Annotated in this window: 11 protein-coding genes; 4 read left to right on the forward strand and 7 right to left on the reverse strand. The window is 59.9% G+C overall.

Annotation, left to right across the window (positions count from 1 at the left end; genetic code table 11):
- The first annotated feature begins 6 nt into the window (after nt 1-6).
- Nucleotides 7-2007, forward strand: a complete 2001-nt coding sequence (locus H6B15_RS09095) for a heavy metal translocating P-type ATPase (RefSeq protein ID WP_345941966.1) — start codon at nt 7-9, stop codon at nt 2005-2007.
- Between the two features lie 47 nt (nt 2008-2054).
- Here H6B15_RS09095 and H6B15_RS09100 read toward each other — a convergent pair whose 3' ends face one another.
- Entirely contained in the window at nt 2055-2717 is a 663-nt protein-coding gene (locus H6B15_RS09100; RefSeq protein ID WP_204647669.1) for a hypothetical protein, read from the reverse strand.
- Nucleotides 2718-2952: 235 nt separating this feature from the next.
- Here H6B15_RS09100 and H6B15_RS09105 point away from each other — a divergent pair, with 235 nt between their 5' ends.
- From H6B15_RS09105 to H6B15_RS09115, 3 genes are all read left to right on the forward strand, one after another.
- Nucleotides 2953-3621, forward strand: a complete 669-nt coding sequence (locus tag H6B15_RS09105) for a lysoplasmalogenase (RefSeq protein ID WP_204647670.1) — start codon at nt 2953-2955, stop codon at nt 3619-3621.
- Between the two features lie 94 nt (nt 3622-3715).
- Nucleotides 3716-3892, forward strand: coding sequence for a winged helix-turn-helix transcriptional regulator (locus H6B15_RS09110; protein ID WP_204647671.1), 177 nt, complete (start codon nt 3716-3718; stop codon nt 3890-3892).
- Entirely contained in the window at nt 3855-4640 is a 786-nt protein-coding gene (locus H6B15_RS09115; RefSeq protein ID WP_204647672.1) for an MmcQ/YjbR family DNA-binding protein, read from the forward strand. Before H6B15_RS09110 ends, H6B15_RS09115 begins: the two co-directional genes overlap by 38 nt.
- Before the next feature lie 188 nt (nt 4641-4828).
- Here H6B15_RS09115 and H6B15_RS09120 read toward each other — a convergent pair whose 3' ends face one another.
- The 6 genes from H6B15_RS09120 to H6B15_RS09145 all read right to left on the reverse strand — a co-directional run.
- Nucleotides 4829-8437, reverse strand: coding sequence for an AMP-binding protein (locus tag H6B15_RS09120; RefSeq protein ID WP_204647673.1), 3609 nt, complete (start codon nt 8435-8437; stop codon nt 4829-4831).
- A gap of 346 nt (nt 8438-8783) precedes the next feature.
- Nucleotides 8784-10043 (reverse strand): hypothetical protein, encoded by a 1260-nt coding sequence (locus H6B15_RS09125; RefSeq protein WP_204647674.1) that lies wholly within the window; start codon nt 10041-10043, stop codon nt 8784-8786.
- Nucleotides 10044-10152: 109 nt separating this feature from the next.
- Entirely contained in the window at nt 10153-10977 is an 825-nt protein-coding gene (locus H6B15_RS09130; protein WP_204647675.1) for a MurR/RpiR family transcriptional regulator, read from the reverse strand.
- 31 nt (nt 10978-11008) lie between these two features.
- Complete coding sequence (locus tag H6B15_RS09135; protein ID WP_204647676.1) at nt 11009-11833, reverse strand: PHP-associated domain-containing protein; 825 nt, start codon at nt 11831-11833, stop codon at nt 11009-11011.
- Nucleotides 11834-11845: 12 nt separating this feature from the next.
- Complete coding sequence (locus H6B15_RS09140) at nt 11846-12673, reverse strand: energy-coupling factor transporter transmembrane component T family protein (protein ID WP_204647677.1); 828 nt, start codon at nt 12671-12673, stop codon at nt 11846-11848.
- The coding region (locus tag H6B15_RS09145; RefSeq protein WP_204647678.1) for an energy-coupling factor ABC transporter ATP-binding protein at nt 12670-13497 on the reverse strand (828 nt) is incomplete at its 5' end. The genes H6B15_RS09140 and H6B15_RS09145, both read right to left, overlap by 4 nt.

Here is a 13497-nt window from a genome sequence, read left to right on the forward strand (position 1 = left end):
GGAACCATGCAGGAACTGATTGTGAATATTCTGCTGGTCGTGGTGGCGCTTCTGGCGGCGGTGCTGCAGGGGATCGGCAGCAAGCCGGACAGCGGTATGACCAAAAAGCAGAAGGTCATGCTCTGGCGTATTCTGGGGGCCACGGTATTGCTGTTGGCACTCCAGGTATTGGGGGCGCCCGCCTTTGCTGCGCTGGGCGCCGCAGGCCGTTGGGTGCGGCTGGCATGCTATCTGGTGGATTACTGGATCATCGGCCACGACATTCTGCGCAAAGCCTACAAGGGCATCCGCAACGGTCAGGTCTTTGACGAAAACTTTCTGATGGCCGTGGCAACGCTGGGGGCTCTGGCTCTGGCCATTTATGAAAACGGCGATTATCTGGAATCCATCGCCGTCATGCTGTTCTATCAGGTGGGCGAATGGTTTCAGAGCTACGCCGTGGGCAAGAGCCGCCGCAACATCAGTGACCTGATGGACATCCGCCCCGACTACGCCAATATCGAACGGGACGGCAAACTGGAGAAGGTGGACCCGGATGAGGTGCCTATCGGCTCTGTCATTGTGGTCCAGCCCGGCGAAAAGGTGCCCATCGACGGCGACGTGGTGGAGGGCAGCTCCACTCTGAATACGGCAGCTCTCACCGGTGAGTCCCTGCCCCGGGAGGTGGGAACCGGTGATGCCATCATCAGCGGCTGCATCAACATGACCGGTGTGCTGAAGATCCGGACCACCAAGGAGTTCGGCGAATCCACCGTTTCCAAGATTCTGGACCTGGTGGAAAACGCCTCCTCCCGCAAGTCCAAGTCGGAAGATTTCATCTCCCGTTTTGCCCGGATCTATACCCCGGCTGTCTGCTATGCGGCCCTGGCGCTGGCCATTCTGCCGCCGCTGGTGCTCTGGTTCGGTCTGGGCCAGTCCCCTGCCTGGGAAACCTGGGTCTACCGGGCGCTGACCTTCCTGGTGGCCAGCTGCCCCTGCGCGCTGGTCATCAGCATCCCCCTGAGCTTCTTTGCCGGCATCGGCGGTGCCAGCAAGGCCGGTGTGCTGGTCAAGGGTTCCAACTATCTGGAAACCCTGTCCCAGACCCGCATTGTGGTATTTGACAAGACCGGCACCCTGACCCAGGGCGTCTTCGAGGTCAACGGCATCCACCACAGCGCCATGGAGAATGCCAAGCTGGTGGAGTACGCAGCGCTGGCCGAATCGGCTTCCAGCCATCCCATCAGCAAGAATCTGCAGAAAGCCTACGGCAAGGAGATCGACCGCAGCCGGGTGTCCGATATTCAGGAGATCAGCGGCAACGGCGTGGTGGCCAAGGTGGACGGCCACACGGTGGCGGCCGGCAACGACAAGCTGATGAAGCGGCTGGGCATTGACTACATCAACTGCCACAGCGTGGGCACCATCATCCATATGGCCATCGACGGCCGGTACGCCGGGCACATTGTCATCTCCGATGTGGTAAAACCCACCTCGCAAGCGGCCATTCAGGCTCTGAAGAACGCCGGTGTACGCCGGACAGTCATGCTCACCGGCGACGCCAAGCGGGTGGCCGATCAGGTTGCGTCCGAACTGGGCGTGGATCAGGTGTACAGTCAGCTGCTTCCCGCCGACAAGGTGGCGCAGGTGGAAAAACTGCTGGCCGGCAAACACGGCAAAGAAAAGTTGGCCTTTGTGGGCGACGGCATCAACGATGCGCCGGTGCTGGGCCGGGCGGACATCGGCATTGCCATGGGCGCCATGGGCTCGGATGCCGCCATCGAGGCCGCCGATGTGGTGCTGATGGACGACGATCCCCTGAAAATTTCCAAAGCCATCAAGATTTCCCGCAAATGCCTGGGCATCGTCTACCAGAACATTGTGGTGGCCATCGGCGTCAAGCTGCTCTGTCTGGTGCTGATCGCGCTGGGGTTTGCCAACATGTGGCTGGCCGTCTTTGCCGATGTGGGCGTGATGATTCTGGCCGTTCTGAATGCCATCCGGGCTTTGTTTGTCAGGAATCTGTGAGCAGGCTGTTCCTTTGCCCCGTCAGGCGTCGGTTACAAAAACATGGTTCACGAGGGTCTAGGCACCAAATGTGCTTCCTGTTCCATTCGGACATACCTCACAGTGGAGATGGCTACCAAATTCTGCAGAGCAACCAGCCGATGACGAGTTGCCGCGCGGATGGCGGAAAGCACTTTCTTGACGGCTCCTGCACTTTCTCTGGCCGCCTGCTGCGCCTGGTGGATTATCCTTTGTGTTCGTTGTGCTGCTTGGTTTGCCTGTTTTTCTTTGCGGGCGGCATTGGCAGCCGTGCGCCGTTGCCGCTTCCTCTTGGCGGTAGCTTGCGGATTGATGTTCAAAGACCCCCGAGTTGGTGTGTTTTTCTCCCTCAGTTCAGGGGAATCCCTGTACATCCAATCTCCCTGCTGTGATTCCTCCGGCTTTCTTTTGCGTGAGAGGCGACCGTTGGCATCAGCTTCTGTCTTTCGCAACGCAAGGATAGTTCCATCTTCCAGACGGAATTCACTTTGCTGAACGGCGAATTCCTCCATCTCCTGTGCGGAAGCGTAGTTGCTGTCGGGCTTTGTGCGTGTTGCCGAAACAACCTTTTCCTTACTTTTCAACCACGCCTGACGGGCAAGGGTTTTCGGCTGACGGTTCGTCGCGTTCCCTTTGGGCAACCGTCCGGAAGGCTTCTGTTTTGGCTCTTTATGATCATGACTTTCCTTCATAAAATCACCTGCCTTTTGAAAAGGCAATAAATATCCCCCGGCAAAGCCGGGGGATATTTATTGCCTGTGGATAGGGAGGATTCTCCGGTGTCGCAGTCCCAATCGGCAGGGCCACGAAAGCGGAGCTTCGAAGAGTATCCAAAGGCTCTGCCGTATTTTTGGGCGGGGCACAAATTGACGGCCAAGCGTTTTTTGCCTATACTGAAAGTGAAACAATGCAAGGGAGGCGCGGCCTATGAGCATACCGTACATCGTCGGAATGGGAGCGGCCTATACCGCCGCCCTGTGGCTGCTGGTGCGGCGGCTGCGCCTGCCGGGTCGGGGTTATCTGCCCGAAAAAGCACTGTGCAGCCTCTGCTTTGTGGCCGTGGCGGCGGTGTGCGCTGCCCTGGGCAGCCGTCCCGAAGCTTTTTGGCGATTACTGCCGGCGCTGCTGTGCTGTATGGTGGGGGATGTGGTGCTGGCGCTTTACAACAACCTGCGCCGTCCGGGCCTGTTTTTGGCTGGACTGGGGGCTTTTCTGGCTGGACACACCCTGTTTGTGTGGGGCCTGTGCCAGCTGCAGCCCATGGGTTGGCCGGTGCCGCTGGCCGCGGTGCTGGGGGCCGGCGGCGCGGCGGCACTGTCCGGCATGCCGGGAATGCAGACCGGGCGGATGCGCCCTTTGGTGGTGCTTTACGCAGCCTTTGTCTCGGCACTGCTGGGCAAGGGACTGCAGCTGGCTTTTGGCATAGGCCAGCCCTGGTGCTTTCTGGTACTGGCAGGGGCAGCGCTGTTTTGGATTTCGGATCTGCTGATCCTGTTCCTGTATTTTTACCCTTCAAAGCACCCTGCCGTGCACGTCGCCAATCTTTTGACCTACTACTATGCTATGTTTCTGATCGCAGTCAGCCTCGCGGTCTGAGAACGGGGACACTCATGTCCTGTTTCCGCAACCACGGTCGGAACCCTGAAACAGGAAATTTCCGGCATCACTGACACGCTGCTGACCAAGTGCATTGCGGGAGCTGGAGCAGGACGGGTTCATCAACCGGGTGCAGTTCAATGAGATCCCACCCCATGTGGAGTATTCCTTCACTGAGCGGGAACGGGACCTGATGCCGATTTTTTATCAGATTATGCTGTGGGGGTTCAAACATGAAAAAGACAACCTTCCCAAACGCGACGAGCAGTGACCGGGCCGGGGTGCTGTCCTACGCAGCGCAGCGCTACGGCACCACGGCTGACTATCCCTGGCAGGCACTGCCGGGATCTGCGGTACTCCGCCACCATGACAGCGGCAAATGGTACGGGCTGATCATGGACGTCCCCCGGGACAAACTGGGGTTGCCCGGTCCCGGTCGGGTGGATGTACTGGAGGTCAAGGCCGACCCGGCCTCGGGAGGTTCGGTGATGGGGCAGCCGGGTATTCTGCCCGCCTACCATATGGCCCGGGGCAGCTGGATTTCGGTGTTGCTGGACGGAACGGTCCCCCCGGCGCTGCTCTTTGCCCTGCTGGACGGAAGTTACACCGCCACAGCCTCCACCCGGCGTCGGGCAAAGCCCCGGGACCGGGAAGTCTGGATCATGCCCGCCAATCCCCGTTACTTTGATCTGGAGGCTGCGTTCGCCCAGGGCCCCACAGTGCGGTGGCAGCAGCGGGTCAAAGCCGCTGTGGGGGACATCGTCTATCTGTATGTAACGGCGCCGGTCTGCGCGGTGCTGTACCGCTGCAAGGTGGTCCGGGCGGACATTCCCTGGCACTACGACGACGGACGCATTCGTACCGAATGGGGGATGGATCTGGAACTGCAGCAGCGATATGCCCCCGACTTTCTGCCGCGGGAAAAACTGCTGTCCTACGGTGTCCGGTCGGTACGGGGGCCCCGGCATCTGCCCCACCGGCTGGCCTGTCTGCTGGAGGAAGCCCATCATAAGCCGTGATATCCGGAATTTCCGGCACGGCCGCCGCCAATACAGCCATGGGCAGGCCTCAGTTCCCCATCATGTTTTTTCTGTTTCTCCAAAGACTTCTCCTCCGGTTTTCCACAAAAAAATCCGGCAAACACTTGCAAGCAAGTTGTTTGCCGGATTTTTCCGGATCAGCAAACCAAGTACGGTTGACTCCCGGCTCAGGACACCGTCTGGGTAAAGTGGATCTGTTTGGGCATCAGCACCGGCTCCACCTTCTCCTGAAGATAGGCGTTCAGCTTGTCCGGATCCGGCTGCTCCCGGCCGGTAATGTCAGCACACAGTTCCATGCGGTGTTCCAGGCCCCAGGTGATGTATGCCTGGGCAGATTCCACACCCTCATAGGTGCGGAGTACCTGCTCCAGCTTGCCCAGATCCAGGAAGTCCCGTCCGGTGAGGGTCTCCATCATAATGGTGCGGCCGCACTGTTCCAGAATGTCCAGGCTGCCGTCCGGCAGAATGCGGGCATGCAGGCCGGTCTGGTACAGCACACCGGGACCGTAGGGGTTGGTGATCTTGTCGGTCCAGTTGCAGGTGGGATGGTCCATGATGTACAGGGCACCCCAGGCACCCAGAGGCTGTTTGCGGCAGGTCTCGTCAAAGACGTAGGCCTTCACCAGCTCTTCCCCGTCCACATCCTGGAGAAGGGCGCTGCCGGCGGCGGCGTTCACATCCGCTGCCTTCACAAAATAGTGATGGGGGAACAGATTCTGCGGCAGGTGCTTTTTCAGACGCCGCACCGAAGGTTCGGTGAGCATGGCCTTGACAATGACGTCCATGCACTCCATGAAAATTTCCAGCTGCTGGCGGTCAAACCGGTTGTTCCAGTACCGCAGCTCGTAGAAATAGAAGCCCTTGGCGTTGGACATGACCTGAAGATGGAACGGCAGGGAGTCCAGCTGGATGTGCTCCCGGTGGGCAGGGGCGCCGCCGATCTCGTCCAGGTTCAGGATGTCTCCCTGATACTGGAAGAACATTTCGTCCGAGTGCAGGCAGGAAATATGGCACCGCATGGTCTCCATGATCTGCCGGGCGGACCGGGAGAGCAGCTGGGGCACCGTCTCGTGGGCCAGGTTGGTGTACCGGAACAGGTAGCTCAGAAACAGCGGTCCGGCCAGGCGGGTCCAGCGGCTGTCGGTGCGGCCGCTGTGGATGCTGCTGCTGACCACGTCCTTCTCATTGCTGAAAATGGAGATGCAGTAGTTGAAGGCGGTGAGGAACATGACGTTCTCGGACACCTTGTGCTTGGCGCAGAAGGCGTTGAGCTGGTTGGGGCTGACGGTGAACCGTCCCCGGAGGGAGGCATTCTCCCCTTTATCCAGGTCGTGGAAATCCTTCCGGTTCAAAATACTCTTTTTGATGCGGGCCCCCTTCAGCAGTTCCCGGTAATACTGGATGTCCTGCTCCCGCTTGCCCTTACCGTCCCGGGCCTTCTCGTCCAGCACATACTCAAACAGGGTGTAGGTTTCCTTTTCCACCGGCTCTCCGGCGTACAGACGGTTCAGGTCCTCAAACAGGATCTTCAGGGTCATGCCATCCCCCACAATGTGGGCCACGTCCAGGAACAGGTAGTTGGCGCTGTCGGTCTGGTAGATGCCCGTATGGTACAGGGGCTCGTCCTTTCCGTAGAGGAAGGGCACCAGCAGGTGTTCCCGGGTCTGGGCAAACTCCTCATCGCTCTGGCGGTAAATGGGTACATTCACCCGCAGTTCGTCGTGGCGGAAGCTCTTATAGGCCCCGTCGTCCATCTGGATGACCGACTTAAGACCGGGGTGGACGTCGAACAGATCCTCCACAGCGGTCTTGAGCCGCTGCAGGTCCACGCTGGGGTCCAGATGGATGAGGGAGGGAAGGTTGGCGGTGGTATTGCCCCGCATGACGTAGGCAAAGTAGATCTGCAGGTTGGTGAGGGGGTACACCGCCCGGGGGGTGTAGTCCACCTTTTCTTCCTGCTGCTTTTCCTGGTAGTAGGCCTCCAGCTTTTGCACGCTGGCATGGGCCATCAGATCGTCCAGGGTGATGGAGAAATCCATCTTTTCGGACAGATCGGTGAGCAGCAGCACGCTGCCCATGGAATCCATGCCGGCCCGGTAAAAATCGGTGTCGATGCCGAAATCCTGGTGGCCCAGCACCCCGGCTACGCTGTCATAGATCTTCTGCTGCAGTTCGTTTTGGGGGAGGATGCGCTTTTTCCGGTTTTCCTCTTCGGCCTGCTTCTGGCTGAAGTAGTTGGTGCGCTTGATCTTCCGGGAGCTGGTCTTTTCAAAGGGGTTCTTGCGCACCCGGAAGTTGAGGATACGCTTGAAGGTGGGCAGCTTCTGGTTGATCTTGGCAATGCTTTCCCCCACGGCGGCCTGGATATCGGGGATGTCCAGGTCCTCGGCGTACCGGAAGTTGGGGTACACCTCGGCGGTGATGGTGTCGTTTTCCTCGAACACCAGGATGTCCTCCACGATAGGCTCATCGTCAAACATGTTCTCGATCTGTTCCGGGGCCACGTTTTCCCCGTTGCTGAGAACAATCAGGTTCTTTTTCCGCCCGGTGAGGTACAAAAAGCCCTCCTCATCCAGATAGCCCAGATCCCCGGTGCGCAGCCAGCCGTCCTCGGTCATGGCTTCGGCGGTGTTTTCCGGGTCCTTGTAGTAGCCCATCATCACCGAAGGGCTCTTGACCTGGATTTCCCCGTCCACGATGCGCACCTGGCACCGGTCCACCACCTTGCCCACCGAGGCCACCTTGTCCGGACGGCTCCAGTCGGGGGCGGAGATGACGGGAGAACACTCGGACATGCCATAGCCCTGGCCGATGAGGATGCCCAGGTCCTGGTAGTTCTTGGCCAGTTCCGGGGTGAGATAACCGCCGCCGCAGACGATCTTCCGCAGGCGGCTGCCGAACACTTCCTCCTTCAGTTGCTGGGTGGTCATCTCCGGATGCTGGGTCCTGATCATCATAAGCCGGTTGAACAGGGCTTTGGCCACCATGGGCACCGCCCGGAAGGAGGTAGGCTGGAACAGTTTCAGATGGTCCGCCAGCTTACTCAGGTCCCGGTTGAGGCAGAGCAGCACCCCGTACCGCATGGCCGCCAGCACATCGCTGTTGATGCAGAACACATGATGGATGGGCAGGATGTTCAGGTACACTTCCTGTACGCCCTCATCATTGACGGTGGAAGAGAAGGTGTTGTCAATCAGGTTCCGGTTGGACAGCATGACCCCCTTGCCCCGTCCGGTGGTGCCGGAGGTGAACAGGATCATGGCGCAGTCGTTCTCCGAAACGTCGGGGGTGACCCGGCGGCCGGCGAACTCTTTCAGCAGATTGTCCGAGCAGGGCACGTGCTTGCCGTGCTGCAGGGAAATGTAGGTCTTGACCCGAGGGCAGGAAGCTTTGACCCCTTCCACCAGGGGCGCATGCTCCCAGTCGTAGAACAGGATATCCACATCCGAACGGGTCAGGCAGTCTGCCAGGCCCTCCACGTCCAGCTGCACGTCCAGGGGCACCACCGTGTTGCCGTTGGCCATGACCCCCAGCATCACCGCCAGGTAGTGGTGGCTGCTGCTGCCCAGCAGGCCCACCTGAACCTTGTGGCCCGCCACCGCATCCTGTTCCTTGACCCAGGCGGCAACGGCATGGCACTGCGCCACGAATTCCGCATAGGTCACGTCATAGACGACGTCGTTGTCTTCATACCGCAAAAAGACCCTGTCGCCGTATTCCTTGCCCGCATTTTCTACCAGGTCATACACTGTTTTGGTGTTCTCGTAGGTAATCATATGTTTCCTCCTGACAGTTTCATACCGTATACCCAATTGTCTGTTTGACCATCTGTTCAATTTTTCTCTTTCCTGCGCCCTTTTTCCCTGGAGCGCTATGGTTAAGTATACCACACAAAAACCGGAAATGTCCGTCGCAAAATGAACAAATCGTCAGAAAGTGATCAATTTTTGGAGGATCGCAAAAAATTTACCTAAAATAATGGAGATTATTTCGCAGGTTTCACAAAGCTTCTGCGCAAAGAAATCCCCACAAAAGCAGAATTTTGTCGAAAAGTCGCACAACCGACGAAAAAAGAGCCCGGGCCGAAGCCCGGGCTTTCAAAAAATTGGTTACTTTTTCGGGTCAGTTTTGGGGGGCGCCGGGCACACGGCCCAGCTGTGTGTTGTCGGTGGTACGGTCCGCCAGGGCAGGGACGGGGTGTTTTTTGGTCTGGTACCGGTAGTCCTCCCCGTTTTTCTCCTGGTAGGTGCGGATGATGCAGTGGCTGGGCACTGCATCGGGTCCGCCCTTATTGACCGCCTCCTGATACTGGAAGAAGGGAGAAGCCGGGTCGGCCTGGTCAACAGGCAGGTAATCCTCCCCGGCGGCGGTGAGCTCCACCGTATTCTTCAGCACCTTGCGCACATAGTCGATCTGAGGCGCAAAGCGGAGCAATTCCGGGAACTCGCCCTGGGGCAGCACCTGCTGCCACTCCTTACCCTCATACTTTTGCAGCAGTTGGGCCGCCTTGTGCAGGTGCCCCACCTCCATATCAAAATAGCGCTCCCAGATCTTCTTCACCTGGTCATCGGTCTCAGTTTCAAAGCAGGACCAGTACAGATAGCATTCGTTGTACTCGTGAAGCAGCAGGTTTTCCAGCCAGGTGCAGCTGGGGTCCAGCAGGGCCCCGTACTGGGTGACGTGCTGCTCCTCGACCATGCCGATCTCCTGGTACAGCCGCCGGCCCAGGTCGTTGGGGTAGAAGGCGCCCAGATTCATATAGTAGTTCATGGTCTGCTGTTCGGCGGCGGTGATGGTGCAGGTATCCAGCATGGTAAGCAGATCCGCCTTCTTGAAATCGCAGGCCCGACGCACACTGTCCACGGGATGGCGGTGATGGGCAATGGTGGGACGCCCGGGCATGATCTCGGTATAGCCCCCCACCAGCCGTTCTGCCCGGATGCCTTGCTCCATTTCCAACAGGTCCGCATACCGGTACAGATGGTCAAAGTCCTCCAGCAGGGCAAAGTTCAGGGCCTTCACCACATAGGGATCCGGCTCCCGCTGGGCCAGGATGGCGGTCAGGTCCACCGCCAGCTGCTCATAGGTGATGGTGGTTTCCAGCTGGGTCTCGTCGGCGGGCTTCAGGTAGGCCAGCTGATGCTGTTGCTGCTGCTCCTGCCGCCGGGCCACCGCCAGTTCCCGGCGCAGATCGTTGTCGGTGCAGTGGCGATGGAACTGGTGACCGAACCACACCGCCTCATACTCGGCCCCGGTCATCAGGATGATGCGCACCTTGGTGTAGGCATCTGTCTCATCCTTGCAGTAGGCTTTGGGATACAGGCTTTTCCAGCTCTGAAACGCCCCGGCCTTCCGGGAAGGTTTCTGTTCAAAAGGATTCATACCCTCTATTCCTCCTTATATTTTCTTCTTTTGTATTATAAGGAAGCAAAGGCGGGATTATACAAAGGAGCCCGCAGCCTACGCTGCGGGCTCCTTTGGGTATGTTGTGTCATCTGCCGAATTCCTGTTTCATCCGGTGCAGTTCCTTCAGGCGGGCGGCACCGTCGGCGCCCAGCCGCTGGGAAGCCGCCACCACCAGGGTATCCACCATGGCGGCGGCCGCCGCCATGGAATGGTATTCCTTCTCGGTCCCGCGGTAGACATACAGGTTCAGGTCGGCCCGGTCTTCGGCCGGGGGATGCAGCCGCCCGGTAAAGCACAGGGTGCGGTAGCCCGCCTCCCGCTGCCGACGCAGGATCATCCTTCCTTCCGCCGAAACCTTGGAGAAGCCGAAAAATACCACCAGGTCCCCTTCCCCGGCCTGGACCAAGCCTTCCAGCAGTTCGGAGCCGCTGCCGGGCAGAAGTTCCACCGGCAGCCCCAGACGCCGCAGCCGGAAAAACAGCAGCTGCCCCATGGACGTCGAGGCGCTTTTTGCCTGGATGAAGACCCGCCGGGCGGCGAGCAACGCCTCCAGCGCCGTCCCAAAGACAGCGGGGTCCAGAGCCTCCATGGTCTTTTGCAGGCAGGTCTGCTGCTGCATCAGATACCGCCGGGGATCAAACTCGCCGTCGGCCAGCACCGTGCGGGCCAGCTTGCCCGCCGGGCCCTCCAGGTGGTTTTGGGCCAGTACCTGGTTTTTCAGCTGCTTGAAGTCCTGGCAGCCCAGATGCCGGGCAAACCGGGAGATGGTGGCCTCCGACACACCCAGGTCCGCCGACAGCTGCCCGATGGTCATGAAAAGAAACTCTTCCCGGTGGCTCTCGATAAATTCCAGCAGACGACGCTCGGCGGGGGTCAGTTTTTCGGGACTTTGCGGAAATTGCAGCGGCATAGATACACTCCCCAGGATGATTTTGTCTGTATTATACCACAGCCGGTGCATATTGGGCAGTCCAGGCCGGTTCTTTGCCCAACAACACCGAGACATAGTCCCCGCCCAGGGCGTGGATCTCCTTGAGAGACCGCTTGAGCAGCGCCGCGGTGGCCACCTGGCGGGCAGCGTTGTCCGAAATGCAGATTTCATAGGCTCCGCCGTTCACCGCCCGGCGCAGGGCTTCCACCGTGTCAAAGCTTTCTGCAAAGCGGGTGCGCACGCAGCCGTACTGCACGGCCTGGTGGGTATCGCTGCCGCTGACCACCGGCAGTCCCAGGGCCTTGCCCAGTCCGGTGGTCAGCCGCTGGGTGCGGGCGCGGTCCTCAGCCAGATCCTTGCCGTTCATATCCAGGAAATCCAGCCGGGTGAGCTGGTCGGAGGGCAGTTCGGGAATGTGGCCCCCCGCCCGGAAGGGATGGGCCCCGCCCACAAAGACGGGGTACTGGGCAAACAGGTCCATCAACTGCGCAAACGGCAGAAAGTTCCCCTTCGCCTTGTGAGGTTCCAGACGGCGGTTCAGTTCCAGAATGGCTTCCATGGGCCCTACCGACAGGATGTGCCCGCCCTCGGCGATATCGGTTTCCATGCCGGGAAAGATGCGCAGCCCGTCAAAGACCAGTGTATCCCCTTCCCGGTCGGACTGAGAAAGGATATAGCGGTAGAGTTCGGCAAAGCCCCAGGTGTTGAAATGCTCGGTCAGGCAGATGGCGTCCAGCCCGGCCCCCCGGGCCTCGCCAAACAGCCAGTGGGTATATTCTTCGGAAAAAGGCAGTTTTTTGGCCAGCTTTCCGTGGGTATGAAAATCGAGATACATAGTTTCCTCCTGTTACACAAGGCCGGCCAGCAATATAGTGACCGCCACCCACAGCACCGACAGCGCAGCAAAGATGCCGTCGTCCCAGGTCAGGTGCAGCCCGGCCAGCTTGATGCGCCGCACCGTCTTGTTCTGGGCGGCATAACGGTAGCCCCGCAGTTCCAGTGCCTCCACCGTGGTGCGGCTGCGCTTGGCGGTGTTGAGCATCAGCGGATAGAAGGCGGCCATGATGATCTTGACCTGGTAGGCCAGGTACCGGATTTTTCCCGCCAGGGTGTCGTGGGCAGGCGGATTGCCCCGCAGCCGGTAGCTGAGCAGCACGTTCTGGAACTCCTCCATGAGCATGGGCAGGATGCGGTAGGCATAGGAGATGGAGAAGGAGAGCTGCTCGGGACAGCCGAACCACATCAGGCCGTTGGCCAGCCGGTCGGGGTCCAGCCCGGAAAACACCGTCACCGACGCCAGGGAAATGGTTGCCACCTTGAGGGTGAGCACCAGCAGCGGTGCAATGGCGGAGGCGTCGCCCCCGAACAGCCAGGTAACCACCAGCAGATAGCCGGTCTGGGAGAACACCCCCACCCCGAAGAGCAGCAGCACCAGCCCCGCCACCCGGGCCAGCAGGGTGGTGATCATGACCAGCACAAAGCAGCCCAGCAGAAAGGTGGTGTCCTGCACGAACCAGGGCACCAGCCCGAAGAAGAGATACCACACCAGCAGCACCCGGGGGTCCCGGGCGGCAATGACAGTATCGTTGTTTCCGTAGGCGTTTTTCAGCACCTGGTTGCGCAAAAAGTCCATGGAGAATTTGTCCAGGATGTTTTCAGACAGTTTCTGCATCATACCGCATCGTCTCCTTCAAACTGCCGCAGAAATTCCGTCACCGTGTAGCACAAAGCCCGTTCGTCCAGGGCGCGGCCCATGGCAAAGATCTCCGGCGGGCGGATGCCCACCCGGGCTGCCAGGGCGGCATCTCCGAAGATTTCGTCCCGGGTACCGTCCGCCACCACCTTGCCGCCGCAGAGCACCACGATGCGCTGGGCCCACTCGCAGACCAGCTGCATATCGTGGGTGGCAATGACCACCGTTTCGGTGATCTCCTTCATATCGTTGAGGGTGCGCAGGATCTCCCGCCGGGTGGCGATGTCCAGGTTGGCGGTGGGCTCGTCCAGCAGCAGAATGCCGGGATTCAGCGCCACCCCGATGGCCAGGCTGGCCCGTCGCATCTGCCCGCCCGAAAGCAGCCGTCCGTCCCGCTGGGCCAGTTCGGTCAGGCGGAACCGTTCCAGCAGGGCTTTGGTCTTCTCCTGCCAGTGATCCACTTCCCGCACCTGCATGGCGTAGGCGATATCTGCCTGAATGCTGTCCTTGATGAACATTTCCTCCGGGTTCTGGTAGACCAGCGAGATGCGCCGGGACAGCGCCTCCGGTTTGGTGTCCCGCAGCGGTGTGCCGTCCAAGGACACGGTGCCTTCGTTGGGTTTGAGCAGCCCCACCAGCAGCTTCATCAGGGTGGATTTGCCCGCCCCGTTGGAACCGATGAGGGCAATCTTTTCCCCTTTGCGGAAGGTCAGGTCCAGCCCCTCAAAGACCACCCGGGGTGCCCCCTTGACGCTGCGGTAGGCCACCGTCACCCCATGGAGGGCGGCGGCTTCGGGGCCGGGGGC

This window comes from Gemmiger formicilis, from assembly GCF_016900095.1.
Lineage (GTDB): Bacteria > Bacillota > Clostridia > Oscillospirales > Ruminococcaceae > Gemmiger > Gemmiger formicilis_A.

Excerpts from the sequence above, each read along its gene's own strand:
- H6B15_RS09095 (WP_345941966.1), top strand. The coding sequence starts at position 7 with ATGCAGGAACTGATTGTGAATATTCTGCTGGTCGTGGTGGCGCTTCTG.
- H6B15_RS09100 (WP_204647669.1), bottom strand. The coding sequence starts at position 2,717 with ATGAAGGAAAGTCATGATCATAAAGAGCCAAAACAGAAGCCTTCCGGA.
- H6B15_RS09105 (WP_204647670.1), top strand. The coding sequence starts at position 2,953 with ATGAGCATACCGTACATCGTCGGAATGGGAGCGGCCTATACCGCCGCC.
- H6B15_RS09115 (WP_204647672.1), top strand. The coding sequence starts at position 3,855 with ATGAAAAAGACAACCTTCCCAAACGCGACGAGCAGTGACCGGGCCGGG.
- H6B15_RS09120 (WP_204647673.1), bottom strand. The coding sequence starts at position 8,437 with ATGATTACCTACGAGAACACCAAAACAGTGTATGACCTGGTAGAAAAT.
- H6B15_RS09125 (WP_204647674.1), bottom strand. The coding sequence starts at position 10,043 with ATGAATCCTTTTGAACAGAAACCTTCCCGGAAGGCCGGGGCGTTTCAG.
- H6B15_RS09130 (WP_204647675.1), bottom strand. The coding sequence starts at position 10,977 with ATGCCGCTGCAATTTCCGCAAAGTCCCGAAAAACTGACCCCCGCCGAG.
- H6B15_RS09135 (WP_204647676.1), bottom strand. The coding sequence starts at position 11,833 with ATGTATCTCGATTTTCATACCCACGGAAAGCTGGCCAAAAAACTGCCT.
- H6B15_RS09140 (WP_204647677.1), bottom strand. The coding sequence starts at position 12,673 with ATGATGCAGAAACTGTCTGAAAACATCCTGGACAAATTCTCCATGGAC.